Annotated in this window: 26 protein-coding genes; 25 read left to right on the top strand and 1 reads right to left on the bottom strand. The window is 60.9% G+C overall.

Annotated features, from left to right (window positions below; genetic code table 11):
* The first annotated feature begins 5 nt into the window (after window positions 1-5).
* Both ACGKZZ_RS08530 and ACGKZZ_RS08525 read left to right on the top strand, forming a co-directional pair.
* Window positions 6-857 (top strand): hydroxymethylglutaryl-CoA lyase, encoded by an 852-nt coding sequence (locus tag ACGKZZ_RS08530; RefSeq protein WP_411223164.1) that lies wholly within the window; start codon window positions 6-8, stop codon window positions 855-857.
* Complete coding sequence (locus ACGKZZ_RS08525; protein ID WP_411223096.1) at window positions 854-1,630, top strand: crotonase/enoyl-CoA hydratase family protein; 777 nt, start codon at window positions 854-856, stop codon at window positions 1,628-1,630. The genes ACGKZZ_RS08530 and ACGKZZ_RS08525 overlap by 4 nt, the downstream gene beginning before the upstream one ends.
* An 18-nt stretch (window positions 1,631-1,648) precedes the next feature.
* Here ACGKZZ_RS08525 and ACGKZZ_RS08520 read toward each other — a convergent pair whose 3' ends face one another.
* Window positions 1,649-2,395 carry an SDR family NAD(P)-dependent oxidoreductase gene (locus ACGKZZ_RS08520; protein WP_411223095.1) on the bottom strand — a complete coding sequence of 249 codons (747 nt, stop codon included), beginning with the start codon at window positions 2,393-2,395 and terminating at the stop codon, window positions 1,649-1,651.
* A gap of 358 nt (window positions 2,396-2,753) precedes the next feature.
* On the opposite strand from ACGKZZ_RS08520, the gene ACGKZZ_RS08515 reads away from it, so the two are divergent.
* From ACGKZZ_RS08515 to nuoN, 23 genes are all read left to right on the top strand, one after another.
* On the top strand, window positions 2,754-3,119 hold the full coding sequence (locus ACGKZZ_RS08515; RefSeq protein WP_411223094.1) for an NADH-quinone oxidoreductase subunit A: 366 nt from the start codon (window positions 2,754-2,756) through the stop codon (window positions 3,117-3,119).
* Window positions 3,110-3,643 (top strand): NuoB/complex I 20 kDa subunit family protein, encoded by a 534-nt coding sequence (locus ACGKZZ_RS08510; protein ID WP_411223093.1) that lies wholly within the window; start codon window positions 3,110-3,112, stop codon window positions 3,641-3,643. The genes ACGKZZ_RS08515 and ACGKZZ_RS08510 overlap by 10 nt, the downstream gene beginning before the upstream one ends.
* A 22-nt stretch (window positions 3,644-3,665) precedes the next feature.
* Window positions 3,666-4,277, top strand: a complete 612-nt coding sequence (locus tag ACGKZZ_RS08505; protein ID WP_411223092.1) for an NADH-quinone oxidoreductase subunit C — start codon at window positions 3,666-3,668, stop codon at window positions 4,275-4,277.
* Window positions 4,277-4,450 (top strand): hypothetical protein, encoded by a 174-nt coding sequence (locus ACGKZZ_RS08500; protein WP_411223091.1) that lies wholly within the window; start codon window positions 4,277-4,279, stop codon window positions 4,448-4,450. The genes ACGKZZ_RS08505 and ACGKZZ_RS08500 overlap by 1 nt, the downstream gene beginning before the upstream one ends.
* On the top strand, window positions 4,450-5,679 hold the full coding sequence (locus ACGKZZ_RS08495; protein ID WP_411223163.1) for an NADH-quinone oxidoreductase subunit D: 1,230 nt from the start codon (window positions 4,450-4,452) through the stop codon (window positions 5,677-5,679). Before ACGKZZ_RS08500 ends, ACGKZZ_RS08495 begins: the two co-directional genes overlap by 1 nt.
* Window positions 5,676-5,966: a hypothetical protein gene (locus ACGKZZ_RS08490; protein ID WP_411223090.1), complete on the top strand. Its 291-nt coding sequence runs from the start codon at window positions 5,676-5,678 to the stop codon at window positions 5,964-5,966. The genes ACGKZZ_RS08495 and ACGKZZ_RS08490 overlap by 4 nt, the downstream gene beginning before the upstream one ends.
* Entirely contained in the window at window positions 5,963-6,274 is a 312-nt protein-coding gene (locus tag ACGKZZ_RS08485) for a hypothetical protein (protein ID WP_411223089.1), read from the top strand. The genes ACGKZZ_RS08490 and ACGKZZ_RS08485 overlap by 4 nt, the downstream gene beginning before the upstream one ends.
* A gap of 8 nt (window positions 6,275-6,282) precedes the next feature.
* A complete protein-coding gene (locus ACGKZZ_RS08480; RefSeq protein ID WP_411223088.1) occupies window positions 6,283-7,608 on the top strand; it encodes an NADH-quinone oxidoreductase subunit E in 1,326 nt (441 codons plus the stop codon).
* A 37-nt stretch (window positions 7,609-7,645) separates the two neighbouring features.
* On the top strand, window positions 7,646-8,548 hold the full coding sequence (locus ACGKZZ_RS08475) for a hypothetical protein (protein ID WP_411223087.1): 903 nt from the start codon (window positions 7,646-7,648) through the stop codon (window positions 8,546-8,548).
* Window positions 8,549-8,568: 20 nt separating this feature from the next.
* Complete coding sequence (locus ACGKZZ_RS08470) at window positions 8,569-8,787, top strand: DUF5337 domain-containing protein (protein ID WP_411223086.1); 219 nt, start codon at window positions 8,569-8,571, stop codon at window positions 8,785-8,787.
* 3 nt (window positions 8,788-8,790) lie between these two features.
* Complete coding sequence (gene nuoF / locus ACGKZZ_RS08465) at window positions 8,791-10,089, top strand: NADH-quinone oxidoreductase subunit NuoF (RefSeq protein ID WP_411223085.1); 1,299 nt, start codon at window positions 8,791-8,793, stop codon at window positions 10,087-10,089.
* A gap of 36 nt (window positions 10,090-10,125) precedes the next feature.
* Entirely contained in the window at window positions 10,126-10,458 is a 333-nt protein-coding gene (locus ACGKZZ_RS08460) for a hypothetical protein (RefSeq protein WP_411223084.1), read from the top strand.
* A gap of 92 nt (window positions 10,459-10,550) precedes the next feature.
* Entirely contained in the window at window positions 10,551-10,946 is a 396-nt protein-coding gene (locus tag ACGKZZ_RS08455; protein WP_411223083.1) for a DUF5333 domain-containing protein, read from the top strand.
* Window positions 10,947-11,152: 206 nt separating this feature from the next.
* The gene (gene nuoG, locus ACGKZZ_RS08450; RefSeq protein WP_411223082.1) at window positions 11,153-13,177 is read left to right on the top strand and encodes an NADH-quinone oxidoreductase subunit NuoG; all 2,025 of its coding nucleotides are present in this window, start codon (window positions 11,153-11,155) and stop codon (window positions 13,175-13,177) included.
* 14 nt (window positions 13,178-13,191) lie between these two features.
* The gene (locus ACGKZZ_RS08445) at window positions 13,192-13,584 is read left to right on the top strand and encodes a hypothetical protein (RefSeq protein ID WP_411223081.1); all 393 of its coding nucleotides are present in this window, start codon (window positions 13,192-13,194) and stop codon (window positions 13,582-13,584) included.
* 7 nt (window positions 13,585-13,591) lie between these two features.
* On the top strand, window positions 13,592-14,620 hold the full coding sequence (gene nuoH / locus ACGKZZ_RS08440; protein WP_411223080.1) for an NADH-quinone oxidoreductase subunit NuoH: 1,029 nt from the start codon (window positions 13,592-13,594) through the stop codon (window positions 14,618-14,620).
* A gap of 11 nt (window positions 14,621-14,631) precedes the next feature.
* Window positions 14,632-15,126 (top strand): NADH-quinone oxidoreductase subunit NuoI, encoded by a 495-nt coding sequence (nuoI, locus tag ACGKZZ_RS08435; protein ID WP_411223079.1) that lies wholly within the window; start codon window positions 14,632-14,634, stop codon window positions 15,124-15,126.
* Window positions 15,123-15,533, top strand: a complete 411-nt coding sequence (locus ACGKZZ_RS08430) for a carboxymuconolactone decarboxylase family protein (protein ID WP_411223078.1) — start codon at window positions 15,123-15,125, stop codon at window positions 15,531-15,533. The genes nuoI and ACGKZZ_RS08430 overlap by 4 nt, the downstream gene beginning before the upstream one ends.
* Window positions 15,530-16,132, top strand: a complete 603-nt coding sequence (locus ACGKZZ_RS08425; RefSeq protein WP_411223077.1) for an NADH-quinone oxidoreductase subunit J — start codon at window positions 15,530-15,532, stop codon at window positions 16,130-16,132. The genes ACGKZZ_RS08430 and ACGKZZ_RS08425 overlap by 4 nt, the downstream gene beginning before the upstream one ends.
* 100 nt (window positions 16,133-16,232) lie before the next feature.
* Window positions 16,233-16,538 carry an NADH-quinone oxidoreductase subunit NuoK gene (gene nuoK, locus ACGKZZ_RS08420; RefSeq protein WP_249501733.1) on the top strand — a complete coding sequence of 102 codons (306 nt, stop codon included), beginning with the start codon at window positions 16,233-16,235 and terminating at the stop codon, window positions 16,536-16,538.
* A 4-nt stretch (window positions 16,539-16,542) separates the two neighbouring features.
* A complete protein-coding gene (gene nuoL / locus ACGKZZ_RS08415; protein ID WP_411223076.1) occupies window positions 16,543-18,681 on the top strand; it encodes an NADH-quinone oxidoreductase subunit L in 2,139 nt (712 codons plus the stop codon).
* Window positions 18,681-20,225: an NADH-quinone oxidoreductase subunit M gene (locus tag ACGKZZ_RS08410; RefSeq protein ID WP_411223075.1), complete on the top strand. Its 1,545-nt coding sequence runs from the start codon at window positions 18,681-18,683 to the stop codon at window positions 20,223-20,225. The genes nuoL and ACGKZZ_RS08410 overlap by 1 nt, the downstream gene beginning before the upstream one ends.
* Before the next feature lie 12 nt (window positions 20,226-20,237).
* The gene (nuoN, locus tag ACGKZZ_RS08405; RefSeq protein ID WP_411223074.1) at window positions 20,238-21,680 is read left to right on the top strand and encodes an NADH-quinone oxidoreductase subunit NuoN; all 1,443 of its coding nucleotides are present in this window, start codon (window positions 20,238-20,240) and stop codon (window positions 21,678-21,680) included.
* The last annotated feature ends 17 nt before the right edge of the window (window positions 21,681-21,697 follow it).

The following is a 21,697-nucleotide window of genomic DNA, read 5'->3' as shown; positions in this document are numbered from 1 at the left end:
GTGAGTTGGGCGAACGGGTCGAGATTTTCGAAGTAGGACCGCGCGACGGGTTGCAGAACGAGGCGCGGCTGATTCCCGTGGATGAGAAGGTGGAGCTTGTCGATTGCCTGAGCGGTGCGGGCTTCAGCCGGATCGAATGCGCCAGTTTCGTGTCGCCGAAATGGGTGCCGCAGATGGCGGATTCCGGTGCGGTTCTTGCTGGCATCACGCGTGTCGCTGGGGTCTCCTATGCCGCGCTCACTCCCAATATGCGCGGCTTTGAAGCGGCTGTCGCGGCGCGCACGGATGAGGTGGCGATTTTTGCGTCGGCTTCCGAAGGATTCAGCCGCGCCAATATCAATGCCTCCATCGCGGAAAGCCTTGAGCGTTTTGCACCTGTCGTGGAAGCGGCGCGCGAGGTCGGGATGCCGGTGCGGGGCTATGTGTCGTGCGTTGTCGAGTGCCCCTATGACGGCGATGTCGCCCCCGGCGACGTGGCGCGGGTGGTGGCGGCGTTGCGCGACATGGGCTGTTACGAGGTGTCGCTTGGCGACACGATCGGGCGGGCGACGCCCGAGGGCATTACAGCCATGCTGCGCGCGGTGCTGGATGAAATGCCAGCGGCGCGGTTGGCGGGCCATTACCACGACACCGGTGGTCTTGCCTGTGACAATATCGAGGCGTCGCTGGGTCTTGGGCTTCGGGTCTTTGACGCCGCCGTTGGAGGGCTGGGTGGCTGCCCCTATGCGCCCGGCGCGGCTGGCAACGTCGCAACCGAAGCGGTGGCGGCGCGGCTCGATGACTTGGGATACAGTCACGGCCTTGACATGGCGGTGGTGGCGCAGGCGGCGGAAATGGCACGGGGGATGCGGGGATGAGTTTGATCGGTTTGGACGTGGATGCGCGCGGCGTGGCGCAGTTGCGCCTGACGCGCCCTGAGAAGCATAACGCGCTGTCGGCGGACATGATGAGCGAGCTTGAGGACGCGGCGCGCGGCCTGGCGCAGGACCGGTCGGTGCGGGTTGTGGTTCTTGGTGCAGAAGGGGCGTCGTTCTGCGCCGGTGGGGATCTGGCGTGGATGCGGGCGCAGTTCGACATGGACGGTGCGACGCGAAAGGCTGAAAGCCGACGGATCGCAACCGTGCTCGGGGCGTTGTACGACCTGCCTCAACCGTTGATCGGGCGGGTGCAGGGCAACGCGTTCGGGGGGGGAATCGGGCTGATTTCAGTTTGTGACGTGGCGGTTGGAGTGACGGGTGCGAAACTCGGGTTGACCGAAACGCGGCTGGGTCTGATCCCGGCCAATATCGGGCCGTACGTGCTGGCGCGGATGGGCGCCACGCGGGCGTCCGAGGTGTTCATGTCGGGGCGGATTTTCGATGCCGACGAAGCCGTACGGTTGAACCTGCTGGCCCGTACGGTCGCGCCGGACGATCTGGACGACGCGATTGACGCCGAGGTTGCCCCCTATCTGATGTGCGCCCCCGGCGCGGTTGCCGAAGCGAAATCGCTGATGCGCGACCTCTCCGGGCCGGTGACGCAACAACAGGTCGATGCCTCGATCGATGCGCTGGCCACACGCTGGCAATCGGAGGAAGCCCGCGACGGCGTGGGCGCATTTTTCGACAAGCGCAAACCCGGCTGGCAGTGACGCGCGGGCAAGCCAGACTCAGGTCAGGGATTCGACGCGGCCCACGGTGGCTCCGCCGTCGATGACGAATTCGCAACCGGTCGAATAGGTGGCTTCGGTCATCAAGAAGTGCACCAATCGCGCGACCTCCTTTGCCTGGCCTATTCGCGGGATCGGCTGGCCTGCCGTCGCGTCCTCATTGAGGTCTTTGGTCATGTCGGTGGCGATGGGGCCGGGGTGAATGGAGACCACCCGGATATTGTCGGGCGCAAGATCCAGCGCCGCCGCCTTGGTCAGGCCGCGAACGCCGAACTTGCTCGCGGTGTAGGCGGCAAGACCCGCATAGCCCTGCAAACCTGCCGTGGAGGATGTGTTCACCACCACACCCTCACCGGCGCGCTTCAAGGCCGGAGCGGCATGATGCAAGCCAAGGAAGATGCCGGTGAGGTTGATGTCGATGATTTTGCGAAACTCTTCGGCATTGGTGTCAGTGACGCCGCCGTAACCAAGGATTCCGGCATTGTTGAAGAGGGCGTTGATTTTGCCCATCTTGTCCTCGGCCGTCTTGATGGTGTCGCGCCATGCAGCATCGTTGGTCACGTCCTGACGATGAAAGAATGCTCGGTCGCCCAGTCGGGCCGCCAGTTCGCTGCCAGCCTGATCGTTCATGTCGGTGATCATGACCTGCGCGCCGCGCTCGACGAGGTATTCGGCTGTGGCGCTGCCGATCCCGCCCGCGCCGCCGGTGATGATGACGCTCAGGTCGGATGCGGATGTGATGGGCATGGGATTTTCCTCCGTGCAAATTGGTGGGATCGCCTGGTCAACGTCTGTCAATCAGGGATGTTCAGGCGCGGACAGTCGCTCTGCCCTAAGCATACGCTCGGTATCCGGTCTTTTGACGCAGCCCATTTGACGCAGGAGCACAGCTTGGCCGGAATGCGCGCATGCCGCCCAGCAACGGCGGACGCCAGTAAAACAAGGGTTTTCGCCGACGCCGACCATTGAGCGGACGGAGCTTGTGCCGCGCTTGGAAGATGACGCCCTGCGGTTGACCCTTCCGGGTGTCGGGAGTACATCACCTTAAATCCGGTTTTGCCGCCTGGCGGCTGTCTGGAGCGTGTGAAGGAAAAGGAGCCTCGTCTTGGAAGACATGTTGCGGGAATACCTGCCGATCCTTGTGTTTCTGGTGATCGCGATCGGGTTGGGCCTTGTCCTGATCCTTGCCGCCGTCATCATCGCGGTGCGCGCCCCGGACCCGGAAAAGGTTTCGGCCTATGAATGCGGGTTCAACGCCTTTGACGACGCGCGCATGAAATTCGATGTGCGGTTCTATCTGGTGGCCATTCTGTTCATCATTTTCGATCTGGAAATCGCGTTCCTGTTTCCGTGGGCGGTCTCGTTCAAGGATATCAGCATGGTCGGATTTTGGTCGATGATGGTGTTCCTAGCGGTTTTGACCATCGGCTTTGCCTATGAGTGGAAAAAGGGAGCGCTCGAATGGGAGTGATGACGGGTGCGAACACCGCTCAGGTGGACAAGGAATACGCGACGCAAAAGCTCAATGCGGAGCTTCAGGACAAGGGTTTTCTGCTGACCTCGGCCGAAGATATCGTCAACTGGGCGCGCACCGGTAGCTTGCACTGGATGACATTCGGTCTGGCCTGTTGCGCGGTCGAGATGATGCAGACCTCGATGCCACGCTATGATCTGGAGCGCTTTGGCACCGCGCCGCGCGCAAGCCCGCGACAGTCCGACCTGATGATCGTGGCCGGCACGCTGACCAACAAGATGGCTCCGGCGTTGCGCAAGGTCTACGACCAGATGCCAGAGCCGCGCTATGTGATTTCCATGGGGTCTTGCGCCAATGGGGGCGGGTACTACCATTACAGCTATTCGGTTGTGCGTGGCTGTGACCGGGTTGTCCCGGTTGATATCTATGTGCCCGGCTGCCCACCGACGGCAGAGGCGCTGCTTTACGGCGTGATGGCGCTTCAGCGCAAGATCCGCCGCACCGGAACGATTGTGCGTTGAGCGACGAAGTTAGGACGACGACATGAGCGAAGCCTTGCACGAACTTGGCCAGCATATCGAGATGAAGCGCACCGATTGCGTGATCGCATGGGATGTGACCTACGGCGAATTGAACATTGATGTCGCTCCGACGAACATCGTGGGCTTTGTCGATTTCCTCAAGACCGACGCAAGTTGCAAGTTCTCGAGCCTGATCGACATCACGGCGGTGGATTACCCGGATCGCCCCAAGCGGTTCGACGTGGTCTATCACTTCTTGTCGATGTACCAGAACCACCGCATCCGGCTGCGGCTGAGCATTCGCGAGGACCAGATGGTTCCGTCCATCACCGAGGTTCATCCAAGCGCCAACTGGTTCGAGCGCGAGGTGTTCGACATGTTCGGCATCCTGTTCTCGGGCCATCCCGACCTGCGGCGCATCCTTACCGATTACGGGTTTCGCGGCTATCCGCTGCGCAAAGATTTCCCGACCACGGGCTACACCGAAGTGCGTTATGACGAAGAGAAGAAGCGCGTGATCTACGAGCCGGTCAAGCTGGTTCAGGAATACCGCCAATTCGATTTCATGTCGCCGTGGGAAGGCGCGCAATATGTGCTTCCGGGCGATGAAAAGGTCGAGGAGGCGAAAGGCTGATGGGATTTATTGTCTGGCTGGCGGTCGTCGCCGCCGCGATCATCCCGCTGATGAAGTTGCTGCCCCATTTCGGGGTGAACAAGAACTGGGCATTCGTCGCATTTCTTCCGTTTGCAGTGGTGATACTGCTCTGGGTCATGGCGATGAAACTGCAAGAGTTGGAGAGACGATGATGGACGGCTCCAAGTTTGACGACGGCAGCGTGGACGCGCTGCAGGGCGAACAGAAGATTCGCAATTTCAACATCAACTTCGGCCCGCAACACCCTGCGGCGCACGGGGTTCTGCGGCTTGTGCTGGAGCTGGACGGCGAGATCGTGGAGCGCTGCGATCCGCATATCGGCCTGCTGCACCGTGGCACCGAAAAGCTGATGGAAAGCCGGACCTATCTGCAAAACCTGCCATATCTCGACCGGCTCGATTACGTGGCACCGATGAACCAGGAGCACGCCTGGTGTCTGGCAATCGAGCGGCTGACCGGCGTGGAAGTGCCGCGCCGCGCGTCGCTGATCCGGGTGCTTTATTCCGAGATCGGGCGCATCCTGAGCCATCTGCTTAACGTGACGACGCAGGCGATGGACGTGGGCGCATTGACACCGCCGCTCTGGGGGTTCGAAGAGCGCGAAAAGCTGATGATCTTTTACGAGCGGGCCTGTGGTGCGCGCCTGCACGCGGCGTATTTCCGGCCCGGCGGTGTGCATCAGGATCTGCCCGGCGAACTGCTCGACGATATCGACGCCTGGGCCGATACGTTCCCGGCGGTGCTGGATGATATCGACGGCCTGCTGACAGAAAACCGGGTGTTCAAGCAACGCAACGCCGATATCGGTGTGGTGAACGAAGAAGAGATCCTCGACTGGGGCTTTTCCGGCGTCATGGTACGCGGTTCGGGGCTGGCGTGGGATTTGCGCCGGTCGCAACCCTATGAATGTTATGACGAATTCGAATTCCAGATCCCCGTGGGGAAAAACGGCGATTGTTTCGACCGCTATCTGGTGCGCATGGAAGAGATGCGCCAGTCGACGCATATCATCAAGCAGGCCATCGAAAAGCTGCGCGCTCCCGAGGGGCAGGGCGATATTCTGGCCCGTGGCAAGATCACGCCGCCGAAGCGGACCGATATGAAAACCTCGATGGAAGCGTTGATCCATCACTTCAAACTCTACACCGAAGGGTTCCACGTTCCAGCCGGCGAGGTTTACGCCGCTGTCGAAGCGCCCAAGGGCGAGTTTGGCGTCTACCTCGTCGCCGATGGCACCAACAAACCCTACCGCGCCAAGCTGCGCGCGCCGGGTTTCCTGCATTTGCAGGCGATGGATTACATTGCCACCGGCCACCAGCTTGCCGATGTGGCCGCAATCATCGGGACGATGGATGTTGTGTTTGGAGAGATTGACCGATGACGTTGAGCCGTTCCCTTGCCCTGATCCCTGCCGTTGGCCTTTTGGCCGCGTGCGAGATGCCGCCTCAAGGTGTGACGCCGGACGATCTGGCGAATTTCGACATGGCGGTGGCGTCGATCGGCTGCGATCTGGTCAGCGAAAGCGATTATCTGCCGGTCGAACTCCAGACCGGGCTGACCCGCGAGCAGGTGATTGAGACCGCGCAATTCCGTCTGGCAACAGACGCGGCGGTGCAGCTGGACAATGGTGGCATCCGCCTGATTTCCGGGCCGTGCGCGCCGGCATGATCCGCGCGGGCGTGATATCGGGCCTCTTGGCTTTTGTCGCGCCGGTGGCGATGGCTGTCGAGGTTGATCGGTCGGAGTATCAGTTTGTCTCTGACCTGAGCGCTGCGGGCTATGCGCCGTTCGGCACCGGCGGCTCGGGCAATACGTTGTTCGGCATGACCGACGGGTCCGAGATCTATCTGTGCTTCCTGCTCGATACGCCGAACGATCAAAGCCAGCGCCAAAGCGCGCTTCTGGCGGAACTGGATGGCGGTGGAGATGACCGTTCCGTTCCCAACATCCCTGTAGTCTGCGTACTGACGCAATAGGATCTGATATGCTACGACGCCTGCACCCTGAACAACCCGAGAGCTTTGCCTTTACGCCTGCCAATCAGGAATGGGCCGAAGCGCAGATGACCAAATATCCCGAAGGCCGTCAGGCCAGCGCGATCATTCCGCTGTTGTGGCGCGCGCAGGAGCAGGAGGGCTGGTTGACCCGCCCGGCGATCGAATCCGTCGCCGAGATGCTGGGGCTGGCGTATATGCGGGCGCTTGAAGTGGCGTCATTCTACTTCATGTATCAGCTGCAACCGGTTGGCACCGTTGCCAATATCCAGATTTGCGGCACCACGTCCTGCATGATTTGCGGGGCCGAGGATCTGGTGTCTGTGTGCCGCGACAAGATCGCGCCGAAACCGCATATGTTGTCTGCCGATGGCAAGTTGTCATGGGAAGAGGTCGAATGCCTTGGCGCTTGTGCCAATGCTCCGATGGCGCAGATCGGCAAGGATTACTACGAGGATTTGACCGCCGAACGTCTGGGCGAAATCATCGACGCGCTTGTTGCCGGTGAGGTTCCGGTGCCCGGCCCGCAGAACGGACGGTTCGCGGCAGAGCCGAAATCAGGCCTGACCAGTCTGCAAGAGTATAATTCCGGCGATTACAAATATAACGCGTCGGTGACGCTGGCCACGGATTTGGGCGATACGGTCAAGCGGATCGACGGCACCGAAGTACCGCTGCTGACACCGTGGCTCGATGCCGCCAACAAGGCGACGCCGCCCAAGCCCGGCCCGGACGACATGATGCCTCCCGAAGGCCCCGACGGGGCGCAGGGTGGTCGGGCCAAGGGCGACAAACCCGCGCCGCGCAACGTGGGCGATTCTTCGGACAAGCATTCCGAGGCGCCAGGCGAAGCGCCGGATGTGGACGCCAAGGGCCATCCGCCGATCGAAGGCGCGGCTGGAAACAAGGCAAACGACAATCCCGAAGTCGATGTTGACGCGGACCGTCGCGCTGCCCTTGACGATGACGAGTACGCCGAAGGCACCAAGGACACCGCTGGCGCGACCTCGGATGCGGGAGCTGCCCAGAAAAAAAGCAAGCCGGCAGCGTTGAGCGCACCCAGAGACGGGCAGGCGGATGATCTCAAGCGGATCAAGGGCGTCGGCCCGAAGCTGGAAGCCTTGTGCAACGATCTGGGCTTTTACCATTTCGACCAGATCGCCAACTGGAGCGCCGCGGAAATTGCCTGGGTCGATGAGAATCTGCAGGGATTCAAGGGGCGCGTGTCGCGCGACAATTGGGTCGATCAGGCCAAGACCCTTGCGTCAGGCGGCGAGACAGAGTTTTCTTCCCGTGCCAGAAAAGGTGATGTCTGAACGACATGACGTCTGAACACGGTCAGGGAGAGCGCACATGCCACAACAGAATTCCGGAATAAGCTGCGAGAGAAAATCATGGATCATCGCGTCCGGCATCGGACTCGTGGTGTTCATTCTGGCGCTGGTGATCGATTGGGGCTTCTTCGGCGCGTTGCTCGCCGGACTGGTGGCGCTTGGTGTTGCCGGTATCCTGTTGGTCAGAATGTTGTGCAATGACGCAGCCGAGGGAACGTCAGCGACGGACACGCCGAACGCGGAACGCGCCTCTGCCGGCCCATCCAAAGTGACGCCCCCGAGTGCGGCGGCGGCCGCTGCGGCAACATCCTCGACAGCGCCGGTCGAGCGGTTTTCGTCGGAGCCCGTGGCGTCCTCGGCAGTGGAACGCGAAAGCCCGTCGGAAAAGGCACCGGAGACCGCCGATGCTTTGCCCGATGTTCACACCGCGTCCGCTACGGCGGATGCAGAGGCGGGCGAACAGGTCGCACCGGCAACGCCACTTGTGAAAGACGACGCGGCCAAGCAGGACGAATTGTCTCCCCCGAAGGCCAAGGTCACACCGTCCCGCACGGCCAAGACAAGCGATCCTGCGCCGCAGGCCGAAACGCCGGTCGATTACGATGGGGACGGTGTTCAGGAAGGCACGTCCGAGGGCAAAAAGCCGGAAACGCTCACAGAGGCTCGCGACGGCGGGCCGGATAACCTGAAGGAAATCAAAGGCGTGGGGCCAAAGCTTGAGCAGCTTTTGCACAGCATGGGTTTCTATCACTTTGACCAGATCGCCAATTGGAGCGCTGAGGAAGAGGCGTGGGTGAACGCCAATCTGGCCGGTTTCAAGGGCCGTGTGAGCCGCGACAACTGGGTCGAGCAGGCGAAGATTCTGGCGTCCGGCGGAGATACCGACTTCTCCAAACGCGTTGACAAGGGCGGCGTGTACTAACACAGGCTGGGGCTGACCAAATGGACCGCAATTCAGAACAGGCGCGCAAGGGACGTCGGATCGCGCTGGTCATCGCCGGAGTGGGCGTGTTCTGGATCGTGATAACAATGATCGGGTCGCAATATGGCTGGAGCCAGCGGACCCGCGCCCTGTTCGACCTGATCGCCTTGGCGGGGTTCGGACTGGGCATATGGATGACATACCAACTCTGGCGCGCGCGCCAGACTGACGAGGATTGAGCGATGCTGACCGATCAGGACCGGATCTTTACCAATATCTACGGCATGCACGACCGCAGCCTGAAAGGCGCGCAGGCGCGCGGCCACTGGGATGGCACGGCGGGCATCATGCAAAAGGGCCGCGACTGGATCATCGACGAGATGAAGGCCAGCGGCTTGCGCGGGCGCGGCGGCGCGGGGTTCCCGACAGGTCTCAAATGGTCGTTCATGCCCAAGGAAAGCGACGGGCGGCCCGCCTATCTGGTGGTCAACGCCGACGAATCCGAGCCCGGCACCTGCAAGGACCGCGAGATCATGCGCCACGATCCGCACACGCTGATCGAAGGCTGCCTGATCGCGTCGTTCGCGATGCAGGCGCATGCGTGTTACATCTATCTGCGTGGCGAATACATCCGCGAGCGCGAGGCTCTTCAGGCGGCGATCGACGAAGCGTATGACGCGGGATTGCTTGGCAAGAACGCGGCGAACTCGGATTGGGATTTCGATCTGTATCTGCACCACGGCGCAGGAGCCTATATCTGCGGCGAGGAAACCGCGCTGCTCGAAAGCCTTGAGGGCAAGAAGGGCATGCCACGGATGAAGCCGCCGTTTCCGGCAGGCTCGGGGCTCTATGGCTGCCCGACCACGGTGAACAACGTGGAATCCATCGCCGTTGTGCCGACGATCCTGCGGCGCGGGGGCGAGTGGTTTTCCAGCTTCGGGCGGCAGAACAATGCGGGCACCAAGCTGTTCGCGATTTCGGGTCATGTGAACAACCCCTGCGTCGTCGAAGAGGCGATGAGCATCAGCTTTGAAGAACTGATCGACAAGCATTGCGGCGGTATTCGTGGCGGCTGGGACAATCTCAAGGCGGTGATCCCCGGCGGCTCTTCCGTACCGTGCGTGCGCGGCGAGGACATGAAAAGCGCGGTCATGGATTTTGACTACCTGCGCAACGAACTGGGCTCTGGCTTGGGCACGGCGGCGGTGATCGTGATGGACCAGAGCACCGACATCATCAAGGCGATCTGGCGGTTGTCGGCGTTTTACAAGCACGAGAGCTGTGGCCAGTGCACGCCCTGCCGCGAAGGCACCGGCTGGATGATGCGCGTCATGGACCGCCTGGTGCGCGGCGAGGCGGAGGTCGAGGAAATCGACATGCTGTTCGATGTCACCAAGCAGGTCGAGGGTCACACAATCTGTGCGCTTGGCGATGCGGCGGCTTGGCCGATCCAGGGTCTGATCAAGAACTTCCGCGACGAGATCGAGGACCGGATCAAGGCGCAGAAATCGGGACGCGTCAGCGCGGTTGCTGCCGAGTGACACCGCAGACTCTGCGATCTCAATGAGGGGACTACCATGAAGGCGACGTGGGCAAGTGCGGCGATAATGTTGGTATTGGCCGCCTGCGGTCGTGGTGAACTGGACACGATCACGTTTCAGGGCGTCCAGTTCACTGGCAATCTGCGCGCCGAGCGTGGCGACCGGGCGACGTTTGTCGCCACCGGCGGGCCTGCCTCCGTCAGCCTCGAGGGCGCTCGCAGGGCGGCCTATTATCAAGCAGTCCAGCATTGCATCGCCTATCTGGGAAGCTCTGACATCGCGTGGATCAACGGACCGGACGTAGAAGATGCGGCGCTCTTGATCGACAACAATTCCGTCGTTCTGTCCGGGCGCTGTGTTGAGCCATAAGTTGCTGAATTCAGGCAGAATCCAACCGTGATATTGAATAACCGCTGTGCGTCGCCCCATATCAGGGGGATAGGACACACATGGATTGAGCAATGCGCATTTTGATTTCGGTCTTGGGACTCACGCTATTGACTGCGACATCTGCACTGGCCAAGCCGCCGCTGCGGGACGTGGCCGAGATCGACAATGGCGTGATGGCCGTGGCGATTGCCGATGAAATCCGCAAAAGCTGCGACAATATCAACGCGCGTCTGATCCGTGCCTATTCGGCGCTCAACGCTCTGAAATCGAGGGCGCGCGATCTTGGCTATAGCGACGACGAGGTCGAGGCTTATGTGACCTCCAAGGCGGAAAAAGCGCGGATGCGCGACAAGGCGGAACAGTTTCTTAAATCGCGTGGCGTCGTGCCCGAGGACACCAGTGCGCTCTGCCGGTTCGGCGCATCCGAGATTGCCAACGAAACCGCGATTGGCCGCTTGCTGAAGTAAGCTGCGGCGCTTTGGCTTTCACGTTCGTTTTTGTCGCAGGGTCGAACACGCAACTCCTTCGGCCCGCGTCGAATTTTCCCGTTTTCTTTTTGCCTCTGGATCTGGCCTATTGGTGTCAGCCGCGCTAGAAGGCGGGCGACGTCAGCCGATCGCCAGATTGTCACGGCATCGACTGCGCCAGCCAAATGAGAACAAAGGGCTCGGGCATGTCTGACTTGCGCAAGATCATCATTGATGGGAACGAAGTTGAAGTAGAAGGCGCGATGACGCTGATTCAGGCCTGTGAGGTGGCCGGAATCGAAGTGCCGCGATTCTGTTATCACGAACGCCTGTCCATCGCCGGCAACTGCCGGATGTGTCTTGTCGAAGTGGTCGGCGGTCCGCCCAAACCGGCCGCAAGCTGCGCCATGCAGGTGCGCGACCTGCGCCCCGGCAAGGATGGCGAACCACCCGTGGTGCGCACCAACAGCCCGATGGTCAAGAAGGCCCGCGAAGGGGTGATGGAGTTCCTGCTCATCAACCATCCGCTCGATTGCCCGATCTGCGATCAGGGCGGCGAATGCGACCTTCAGGATCAGGCGATGGCCTATGGCGTGGATTTCTCCCGCTTCCGCGAACCCAAGCGCGCGGCGGTCGATATGGATCTTGGCCCGCTTGTCGAAACCCACATGACGCGCTGCATTTCCTGCACCCGTTGCGTGCGCTTCATCACTGAAGTGGCGGGCATTCCTGAGCTTGGCCAGATTGGCCGTGGTGAGGACAGCGAGATCACCAACTATCTAGGCAAAACGCTCGAATCCAACATGCAGGGCAACATCATCGACCTGTGCCCGGTGGGCGCCCTGGTGTCCAAACCCTATGCCTTTACCGCGCGTCCCTGGGAGCTGACCAAGACCGAATCCATCGACGTGATGGACGCTCTGGGGTCCAGCATTCGTGTCGACACCAAGGGGCGCGAAGTGATGCGCTTTTTGCCGCGCAACCATGATGGCGTGAACGAGGAGTGGATTTCCGACAAGACGCGCTTTGTCTGGGATGGTCTGCGTCGTCAGCGGTTGGACAAACCCTATGTGCGCGAGAACGGCAAGTTGCGCCCGTCCAACTGGGACGAGGCGCTGACGCTTGCGGCCAAGGCGATGACAGGCAAGAAGGTTGCCGGTCTGGTGGGCGATCTGGTGCCCGTCGAAGCCGCATATGCGCTCAAGCAATTGGTCGAAGGGCTGGGCGGGAACGTCGAGTGCCGCACCGACAACGCGCGTTTGCCGGCGGGGAATCGCTCGGGCTATGTCGGAACGGCAAGGATCGAGGATCTCGATACGGCGGACATGGTTCTGCTGATCGGCACCAATCCGCGCGAAGAGGCTCCGGTGCTGAACGCGCGCATCCGCAAGGCGTGGGCGGCTGGTGCCGAAGTGGCGCTGATCGGGGAACCGGTTGATCTGACATATGATTATCACCATGCGGGCACGGATCGTGCGGCGTTGCAGGACATGATCGACAAGGGCGTGTCGGACGAGACACGCGACGAAAAGAACACGATTGTCGTGGTCGGCCAAGGCGCGCTGCGCGAAGCGGACGGCGCGGCAGTTCTGGCGGCAGCGCAGAAAATGGCCGAGATTTCGGGCGCCAAACTGCTGGTTCTGCACACGGCGGCCGGTCGGGTTGGCGCGATGGATGTAGGATGTACCACCGAAGGCGGGTTCGAGGCCGCGATTGACGGCGCTGAAGTGATCTACAACCTTGGTGCCGATGAGGTGGAAATCTCGGACGGTGCGTTCGTGATTTACCAAGGCAGCCACGGCGACCGCGGCGCGCACCGCGCCGACATCATTCTTCCGGGCGCGGCCTATACCGAAGAACAGGGGCTGTTCGTCAACACCGAAGGCCGCCCGCAACTGGCGCTCCGCGCCAGCTTTGCCCCCGGTGAGGCCAAGGAAAACTGGGCCATCCTGCGGGCCTTGTCGGGCGAACTCGGCGCGACGCTGCCATTCGACACCCTGGCGCAACTGCGTCAGGCGTTGGTGGCCGAGGTGCCGCATCTGGCCAAGATTGACCGCGTGCCGGAAAACGAGTGGCGCGCCGAGCCTCTGGACACGCTAGGAAACGCCGATTTCCGCAATGTCATCAAGGATTTCTATCTGACGAACCCGATTGCCCGCGCCAGTACGCTGATGGCTGAACTCTCCGCAGGCGCGCGCGCCCGCGCCGACGTCAAGCTGGCGGCGGAATAGGGCGGGTGCGCCGAATGGCCGTCATATCTCCGGTTGCGCTCGCGGTGGTTGGTGGGCTTTCGGGTTGCGAAACGCCGCAACCTGCCAACATTCCATTCGCGCCGAAGTATGAAGGCGTGAGCACGGCATTGCTTGACGGCAATCTGGTCAAGTTCGACGTGACGATGCGCGGTGCGCGCGATCCTCGCGATGTCGAGGATTACGCCGAATGTGCAGCGGCGCAATATGCCCTGATCCGGGGTTACGGGTTTGCGCGGCATTTGCGCACAAATGTCGACGAAGAGGCTGGCCTCTGGCGAGGAGATGCGGTTTACACCATCTCGCCGGCGCTGCCGCGTGGGGTGCGGACGATCGACGCCGAAGTCGTGACCGCTTCCTGCGTTGAAAACGGAATACCGATGGTTTGAGGACGTGATGGCCGAATTCTTTACCACGACTGCCGGGATCGGCATTATTATCGTCGCGCAGTGCCTTGCGGTACTGGCCTTTGTGATGATCAGCCTTCTGTTCCTCGTTTACGGCGATCGCAAAATCTGGGCCGCCGTCCAGATGCGGCGCGGCCCGAACGTGGTGGGGCCGTATGGCATCCTGCAATCTGTGGCCGATGCCCTGAAATATGTCGTCAAGGAAGTGGTCGTGCCGGCGGGGGCCGACAAGACGGTGTTCATCCTCGCGCCGATGACCAGTTTCGTATTGGCGATGATCGCCTGGGCGGTGATCCCGTTCAACGACACATGGGTGCTGTCGGACATCAACGTCGCGGTGCTTTACATCTTCGCCGTCTCCTCGCTCGAGGTTTACGGCGTGATCATGGGCGGCTGGGCGTCCAACTCGAAATATCCGTTCCTCGGATCCCTGCGCTCTGCGGCGCAGATGATCTCCTATGAGGTCTCGCTCGGTCTTATCATCATCGGCGTCATCATCACCACCGGATCGCTGAACTTTGGTGACATCGTGCGGGCGCAAGACGGTGGCTACGGGTTCTTCTCGTGGTACTGGCTGCCGCATTTCCCGATGGTGTTCTTGTTCTTCATCTCCTGCCTTGCCGAAACCAACCGTCCGCCGTTCGACCTTCCCGAAGCGGAATCCGAACTGGTGGCGGGCTATCAGGTGGAATATTCCGCAACGCCGTTCCTGTTGTTCATGGCCGGAGAATACATCGCGATCTTCCTGATGTGCGCGCTGACCTCGCTGCTGTTCTTCGGTGGTTGGCTGTCGCCCATTCCGGGTTTGCCGGACGGCGTGTTGTGGATGATTGCGAAGATGGCGTTTTTCTTCTTCCTCTTTGCGATGGTCAAGGCGATCACGCCGCGTTACCGCTATGATCAGCTTATGCGGATCGGGTGGAAAGTGTTCCTGCCGCTGAGCCTGTTCTGGGTGGTGTTCGTGTCGTTCGCGGCGAAATTCGACTGGTTCTGGGGCGCTTTCGCGCGCTGGACATAAGGAGAGCAGAGATGGCGACTATCGACTACGGCCGCGCTGCCAAATACTTCCTGTTGCAGGATTTTTATGTCGGCATGAAGCTTGGCCTGAAGTATTTCTTCGGGCCGAAGGCAACGATCAACTACCCGCATGAAAAGGGCTATCTGTCCCCGCGCTTCCGTGGCGAACACGCGCTGCGTCGCTATCCCAATGGCGAGGAACGCTGCATCGCCTGCAAGCTCTGCGAGGCGATCTGCCCGGCGCAGGCGATCACCATCGACGCCGAGCCGCGCGATGACGGGTCGCGCCGCACGACGCGCTATGACATCGACATGACGAAATGCATCTATTGCGGCTTCTGCCAGGAGGCTTGTCCGGTGGACGCGATTGTCGAGGGGCCGAATTTCGAATTCGCCACGGAAACGCGTGAAGAGCTGTATTACAACAAGGAAAAACTGCTCGCCAACGGCGACCGCTGGGAAGCCGAGATCGCGCGCAATCTCGAAATGGATGCACCGTACCGATGAGTGATGCAAAAACCCCGTTCGAGCTGATGATGGCGCAGGCGCAGGAAATGGCGCGCGCGTTCAATCCGGCGCTGTCGTCCTTTGATCCCAAGGGGTTTGAAAAGCTGTGGCCGACCATGCCCAAGGACGCCATGGAAATGTGGTTCGGCAAGGGGTTGAGCAAAGACGGGCTTGATGCCAAGACGCGGCTCCTTCTGACGCTGGCGGGGCTGACGATGCAGGGCGCGCAGGCCGATACGCAGGTGCGCATGACGGTGCGCCACGCAATGGCCGCCGGTGCCACCAAGGACGAGATTGCCGAGACCATCGCGCAGATGTCGATGTTCGCCGGTATCCCGGCCATGACCCGCGCCATGGAGCTGGCGCGCGATGTCATGGAAGACGATGAAAAGGATGACGAGACATGAGCGTCTTTGCCTTCTACCTCTTTGCCCTCAGCACCATCGCGGGCGGGTTGTTCACGGTGATCAGCCGCAATCCGGTGCATTCGGTGCTCTGGCTCATTCTTGCCTTCCTGTCTTCGGCAGGGCTGTTTGTGCTGCTCGGGGCCGAGTTCGTCGCGATGCTTTTGATCATCGTCTATGTCGGCGCGGTTGCGGTGCTGTTTTTGTTCGTCGTAATGATGCTCGACGTGGATTTCGCTGAATTGAAGGCCGAGATGGCGCGCTATGTGCCCTTGGCCTTGTTGTTCGGCGTGATCATCCTGATGCAGTTCGCGCTGGCCTTCGGCGCTTGGGAAAGCAATGCGGCGGCCGAAGGGCTGCGCACGCAGGTGGTGCCGCTCGACCGGCACAACACCGAGGCTCTGGGCCTGATCATGTATGACCAGTTCTTCCTGCTGTTCCAGCTTGCCGGTCTGATCCTGCTTGTCGCGATGATCGGGGCGATCGTCCTGACGCTGCGGCACCGCTCGGATGTGAAACGCCAGAACGTGCTGGCGCAGATGTATCGCGATCCGGCCAAGGCGATGGAGCTGAAAGACGTGAAACCGGGGCAGGGGCTCTGAGTTAAGTGGAACGTGCCGCTTCGGGGGCATGAGTGAAACATGGGATTGGCAACCGCCAGTTCGACCAAGAACCAGAGGGCTCAAGGCCCCGGGGGACGTGATGATAGGAATTGAGCATTACCTGACGGTGGCGGCGGTGCTGTTCGTGACCGGCATTTTCGGGCTGTTTCTGAACCGAAAGAACGTGATCATCTTGCTGATGAGCATCGAATTGATGTTGCTCGCAGTGAATATCAACTTTGTCGCGTTCTCGGCCCATCTGGGTGATCTGGTGGGGCAGGTGTTCACCATGTTCGTGCTGACCGTCGCCGCCGCCGAGGCCGCGATTGGCCTCGCGATCCTCGTCTGCTTCTTCCGCAACCGTGGCTCCATCGCGGTCGAAGATGTCAACGTGATGAAGGGCTGACGACATGGAAACGCTTATCCTGTTTTCCCCGCTGGTCGGCGCGCTGCTGTGCGGATTTGGTTGGAAGTTCATCGGCGAGACAGCCGCCATGTGGGTGTCCACGGGGCTGCTCTTCTTTGCCTGCGCCCTGTCGTGGATCGTCTTCCTGACGCATGACGGCGTGACCGAAACCTACAACATCCTGCGCTGGATCGAATCCGGCACGCTGAGCACCGAGTGGGCCATTCGGCTGGACCGGCTGACGGCAATCATGCTGATCGTCGTGACCACCGTCTCGGCGCTCGTGCATCTTTACAGCTTTGGCTACATGGACAACGATCCGCAGTTCAAAGAGGGCGAAACCTACAAGCCGCGTTTCTTTGCCTATCTGTCGTTCTTTACCTTCACCATGCTGATGCTGGTGACGGCCGATAACCTGATCCAGATGTTCTTTGGCTGGGAAGGCGTGGGCGTTGCGTCCTATCTGCTGATCGGCTTCTATTACCGCAAGCCAAGCGCCAACGCTGCGGCGATGAAAGCGTTCATCGTCAACCGCGTGGGCGACTTCGGTTTCCTGCTGGGCATCTTCGCGCTGTTCTTCCTGGTCGACTCGGTGCGCTTTGACGACATCTTCGCTGCCGCCCCGACGCTGGCGGAAACGCAACTGACGTTCCTGTGGTCCGAATGGAACGCGGCCAACCTGATTGCCTTCCTGCTGTTCGTCGGTGCGATGGGCAAATCGGCGCAATTGTTCCTGCACACATGGTTGCCGGACGCGATGGAAGGCCCGACCCCCGTATCGGCCCTCATCCACGCGGCAACCATGGTGACGGCGGGCGTGTTCCTTGTCTGCCGCATGTCGCCGATCATGGAATTCGCGCCCGAGGCCAAGATGTTCGTCGTCTTCATCGGCGCCACAACGGCCTTCTTTGCCGCGACCGTGGGTCTGGTGCAGAACGACATCAAGCGCGTGATCGCCTATTCGACCTGTTCGCAGCTGGGCTACATGTTCGTCGCTGCCGGTGTGGGCGTCTATTCGGTGGCGATGTTCCACCTCTTCACGCACGCGTTCTTCAAGGCGATGCTGTTCCTTGGCGCAGGCTCTGTGATCCACGCGATGCATCACGAGCAGGACATGCGCAACTATGGCGGTCTGCGCAAGAAAATCCCCTATACGTTCTGGGCGATGATGATCGGCACGCTGGCGATTACCGGCGTCGGCATTCCGCTCACGCATATCGGCTTTGCCGGCTTCCTGTCGAAGGACGCGGTGATCGAGAGTGCATGGGCCGGAAGCCAGGGCGGCTATGCCTTCTGGATGCTGGTGATCGCGGCACTGATGACGAGCTTCTATTCTTGGCGGCTGATGTTCCTGACCTTCTTCGGCAAGCCGCGCGGCGACAAGCACACGCATGAGCACGCGCATGAAAGCCCGATGGTCATGCTGATCCCGCTTGGCGTTCTCGCGGTCGGATCGGTTCTGGCGGGGATGATCTGGTACGGGTCTTTCTTTGGCGATCATGACCGCGTCAACGCCTATTTCGGCATCGGTGCCAATGGCATAGTGGCCGAAGCGGATCATTCCGAAGGCGTCGGTGCGGCAGTTGGCGCATTGGCCGAGGGCGACGTGGACGCTGCGGTCGATGCCGTGACCGAGCCTGTCGGCGAGGATCATGGCGAGGCAGACGCTGTTGCCCATGCCTATGCGCCCGGCGACGGTGCGATCTACATGGGCGTGAACAATCACGTCATGGACGACGCACACCACGCGCCCGTCTGGGTCAAGGTCAGCCCATTCATCGCGATGCTGATCGGCTTTGGCCTGTCCTACCTGTTCTACATCGTGAATCCGTCGCTGCCGAAGAAGCTGGCCGAAAACCAGCGTCCGCTTTACCAGTTCCTGCTGAACAGGTGGTATTTCGACGAGGTCTACAATTTCATCTTCGTTCAACCCGCCAAGGGCGTCGGGCGACTGCTCTGGCGGCGCGGCGATGGCAATGTGATTGACGGGACGATCAACGGCGTCGCGATGGGCCTGATCCCGCGTCTGACGCGGGCGGCGGGGCGTGCGCAGTCCGGCTACATCTTTACCTACGCCTTCTTCATGGTGATCGGCATTGCCGCGCTCATCACGTGGATGACGCTCAGCGGAGGAGCAAACTGATGGATAACCTTCTTTCCATTGTGACGTTCCTGCCGGCGCTGGCTGCGGTGATCCTGCTGGTCTTCCTGCGCGGCAACGACGACGCAGCCAATCGCAATGCCAAGTGGCTGTCGCTGATCGCGACAAGCGCGACATTCCTGATTTCGCTATTCATCCTGTTCCAGTTCGATCCGCAAAACACCGGCTTCCAGATGGTCGAGCAGACCGACTGGCTGCTGGGACTGCAATACAAGATGGGCGTCGATGGCATCTCGGTGCTGTTCGTGATGCTGACCACATTCATGATGCCGCTGGTGATCGCGGCGTCGTGGAACGTGGACACGCGCGTCAAGGAATACATGATCGCCTTCCTGCTGCTGGAAACGCTGATGCTGGGCGTGTTCATGGCGCTGGATCTGGTGCTGTTCTACCTGTTCTTCGAGGCGGGTCTGATCCCGATGTTCCTGATCATCGGCGTTTGGGGCGGAGCGAACCGCGTTTACGCCTCGTTCAAGTTCTTCCTCTATACCTTCCTTGGATCGGTGCTGATGCTGGTCGCGATGGTGGCGATGTTCTCCAATGCGGGCACCACGGATATCGAGCAATTGATGGTGCATCAGTTCGGGTCCGAGACATTCAGCATCCTTGGCATTCAAATCGTCGGAGGATTGCAGACGCTGCTGTTCCTGGCGTTCTTTGCCAGCTTTGCGGTCAAGATGCCGATGTGGCCGGTGCATACATGGCTTCCGGACGCGCACGTTCAGGCGCCGACCGCTGGCTCGGTGGTTCTGGCGGCGATCCTGCTCAAGATGGGCGGTTATGGCTTCCTGCGCTTTTCGCTACCGATGTTCCCGGTCGGATCCGAGGTTCTGACGCCGCTGATCCTGTGGATGAGCGCGATCGCCGTTGTCTACACTTCGCTGGTGGCGCTGGTGCAGGATGACATGAAGAAACTGATCGCCTATTCCTCGGTAGCCCACATGGGCTATGTCACGATGGGCATTTTCGCCGCGAACCAGCAAGGCGTGGACGGTGCGATCTTCCAGATGATCAGCCACGGCTTTATATCTGGCGCGCTGTTCCTGTGCGTCGGCGTGATCTATGACCGGATGCACACGCGCGACATCGACGCCTATGGTGGTCTCGTGAACCGGATGCCGGCCTATGCGCTGATCTTCATGCTGTTTACCATGGCGAACGTGGGTCTGCCGGGCACGTCGGGGTTCATCGGTGAATTCCTGACGCTGGTCGGCGTCTTCCAGGTCAATACGTGGGTCGCGCTGGTGGCCACATCGGGTGTGATCCTGTCAGCGGCCTATGCGCTCTGGCTCTATCGTCGGGTGGTGATGGGCGATCTCATCAAGGAAAGCCTCAAGACCATCACCGATATGAGTCGCCGCGAGCGTGCGATCTTTGCGCCGCTGGCGTTTGCGACGATCCTCTTTGGCGTCTATCCCGCGCCGATCCTCGATATGATCGGACCGTCGGTCGAAGCGCTTGTTTCCAACTATCAGACTGCACTTGCGCAGGCCGAAACGGCCACGCAGGTTGCGGTTAACCACTAAGGGGGGGCGGATATGCTCTCGGCTGATCTGACCGTTATCCTGCCGGAGATTGTCCTGGCCGTTTATGCCATGCTGGCGCTGCTCGGCGCGGTCTATACCGTGAAGGACGGGGCTGCCTCGGTGCTGGTCTGGGCGACCAGCGGACTGTTCCTGGCCCTGGCGGTGTGGATCGGGATCAACGGATCCGGCACCAATCTGGCGTTTTACGGCATGTTCATCGACGACGGATTCTCGCGCTTTGCAAAGGTGATGATCCTCGTTTCGGCGGCCGCAGTGCTGTTGATGTCGGAAGGTTACATGGCACGGCGCGGGCTCTTGCGGTTCGAGTACCCTGTGCTGATCGCGCTGGCTGTGGTCGGCATGATGATGATGGTCTCGGCGGGGGACCTGATGGCGCTTTACATGGGGCTGGAGCTGCAATCGCTGGCGCTTTATGTCGTCGCATCGCTGCGTCGCGACAGCCTGAAATCAACCGAGGCGGGGCTCAAGTATTTCGTGCTCGGCGCGCTGTCGTCCGGCCTGCTCCTCTATGGTGCGTCGCTGGTCTACGGCTATGCCGGCACCACGCTGTTCTCGGGAATCATCCAGACGGCGGTTCACGGCGATCTGTCGCTCGGGCTGTTGTTCGGCTTGGTGTTCCTGATCTCGGGGCTGGCGTTCAAGGTCTCGGCGGTGCCGTTCCACATGTGGACGCCGGATGTCTACGAAGGCTCGCCCACACCTGTCACCGCGTTCTTCGCAACCGCTCCGAAAGTGGCGGCGATGGCGCTGTTTGCGCGGATGTTGCATGACGCCTTCGGCGCGGCAGTTGACGACTGGACACAGGTCATCGCGTTCCTGTCGCTGTTGTCGATGTTCCTCGGCTCGATTGCGGGTATCGGCCAGACCGATATCAAGCGGCTGATGGGCTTTTCCTCGATTGCGCATATGGGATTTGCGCTGATGGGGCTGGCGGCCGGTACCGCCTTCGGCGTGCAGGCGATGCTGATCTACATGGCGATCTATGTGACGATGAATGTGGGCACGTTCGCCTTCATCCTGTCGATGGAACGCGACGGACAGCCGGTGTCGCGGATTTCGTCGCTCAACATGTATTCCAAACGTGAACCGGGCAAGGCGCTGGCGATGCTGGTCCTGCTGTTCAGCCTTGCGGGCGTGCCGCCTCTGGTCGGCTTCTTCGGCAAGCTTTATGTCTTGCGCGCCGCCTATGACGCCGGACTGGCGTGGCTTGCGGTGGCGGGTGTTGTCGCGTCGGTGATCGGTGCATTCTATTACCTGCGCATCGTCTATTACATGTATTTCGGACAGGAGCGGGATGACGCCCTGGACGGCGGCAAGTCACCGATCCTGTGGGGCATGTTGATGGCCAGTGCGGTCATCATGGTTGTCGGAGTGGTGAACCTGTTCGGCATCGAAGGAGTGGCGGCGGCCGCGGCGGCGACCCTTGTTCAATAGAGATTTCGGCAGCTTTG

This window comes from Marivita sp. S2033 (assembly GCF_046592965.1).
Lineage (GTDB): Bacteria > Pseudomonadota > Alphaproteobacteria > Rhodobacterales > Rhodobacteraceae > Marivita.
Note: the sequence above shows the minus strand (reverse complement) of the source record. Positions and strands in the feature narration are given on the sequence as shown.

Coding starts and splice junctions, on each gene's coding strand:
- ACGKZZ_RS08525 (WP_411223096.1), top strand. CDS start 854: ATGAGTTTGATCGGTTTGGACGTGGATGCGCGCGGCGTGGCGCAGTTG.
- ACGKZZ_RS08520 (WP_411223095.1), bottom strand. CDS start 2,395: ATGCCCATCACATCCGCATCCGACCTGAGCGTCATCATCACCGGCGGC.
- ACGKZZ_RS08510 (WP_411223093.1), top strand. CDS start 3,110: ATGGGAGTGATGACGGGTGCGAACACCGCTCAGGTGGACAAGGAATAC.
- ACGKZZ_RS08505 (WP_411223092.1), top strand. CDS start 3,666: ATGAGCGAAGCCTTGCACGAACTTGGCCAGCATATCGAGATGAAGCGC.
- ACGKZZ_RS08500 (WP_411223091.1), top strand. CDS start 4,277: ATGGGATTTATTGTCTGGCTGGCGGTCGTCGCCGCCGCGATCATCCCG.
- ACGKZZ_RS08495 (WP_411223163.1), top strand. CDS start 4,450: ATGGACGGCTCCAAGTTTGACGACGGCAGCGTGGACGCGCTGCAGGGC.
- ACGKZZ_RS08490 (WP_411223090.1), top strand. CDS start 5,676: ATGACGTTGAGCCGTTCCCTTGCCCTGATCCCTGCCGTTGGCCTTTTG.
- ACGKZZ_RS08485 (WP_411223089.1), top strand. CDS start 5,963: ATGATCCGCGCGGGCGTGATATCGGGCCTCTTGGCTTTTGTCGCGCCG.
- ACGKZZ_RS08480 (WP_411223088.1), top strand. CDS start 6,283: ATGCTACGACGCCTGCACCCTGAACAACCCGAGAGCTTTGCCTTTACG.
- ACGKZZ_RS08475 (WP_411223087.1), top strand. CDS start 7,646: ATGCCACAACAGAATTCCGGAATAAGCTGCGAGAGAAAATCATGGATC.
- ACGKZZ_RS08470 (WP_411223086.1), top strand. CDS start 8,569: ATGGACCGCAATTCAGAACAGGCGCGCAAGGGACGTCGGATCGCGCTG.
- nuoF (WP_411223085.1), top strand. CDS start 8,791: ATGCTGACCGATCAGGACCGGATCTTTACCAATATCTACGGCATGCAC.
- ACGKZZ_RS08460 (WP_411223084.1), top strand. CDS start 10,126: ATGAAGGCGACGTGGGCAAGTGCGGCGATAATGTTGGTATTGGCCGCC.
- ACGKZZ_RS08455 (WP_411223083.1), top strand. CDS start 10,551: ATGCGCATTTTGATTTCGGTCTTGGGACTCACGCTATTGACTGCGACA.
- nuoG (WP_411223082.1), top strand. CDS start 11,153: ATGTCTGACTTGCGCAAGATCATCATTGATGGGAACGAAGTTGAAGTA.
- ACGKZZ_RS08445 (WP_411223081.1), top strand. CDS start 13,192: ATGGCCGTCATATCTCCGGTTGCGCTCGCGGTGGTTGGTGGGCTTTCG.
- nuoH (WP_411223080.1), top strand. CDS start 13,592: ATGGCCGAATTCTTTACCACGACTGCCGGGATCGGCATTATTATCGTC.
- nuoI (WP_411223079.1), top strand. CDS start 14,632: ATGGCGACTATCGACTACGGCCGCGCTGCCAAATACTTCCTGTTGCAG.
- ACGKZZ_RS08430 (WP_411223078.1), top strand. CDS start 15,123: ATGAGTGATGCAAAAACCCCGTTCGAGCTGATGATGGCGCAGGCGCAG.
- ACGKZZ_RS08425 (WP_411223077.1), top strand. CDS start 15,530: ATGAGCGTCTTTGCCTTCTACCTCTTTGCCCTCAGCACCATCGCGGGC.
- nuoK (WP_249501733.1), top strand. CDS start 16,233: ATGATAGGAATTGAGCATTACCTGACGGTGGCGGCGGTGCTGTTCGTG.
- nuoL (WP_411223076.1), top strand. CDS start 16,543: ATGGAAACGCTTATCCTGTTTTCCCCGCTGGTCGGCGCGCTGCTGTGC.
- ACGKZZ_RS08410 (WP_411223075.1), top strand. CDS start 18,681: ATGGATAACCTTCTTTCCATTGTGACGTTCCTGCCGGCGCTGGCTGCG.
- nuoN (WP_411223074.1), top strand. CDS start 20,238: ATGCTCTCGGCTGATCTGACCGTTATCCTGCCGGAGATTGTCCTGGCC.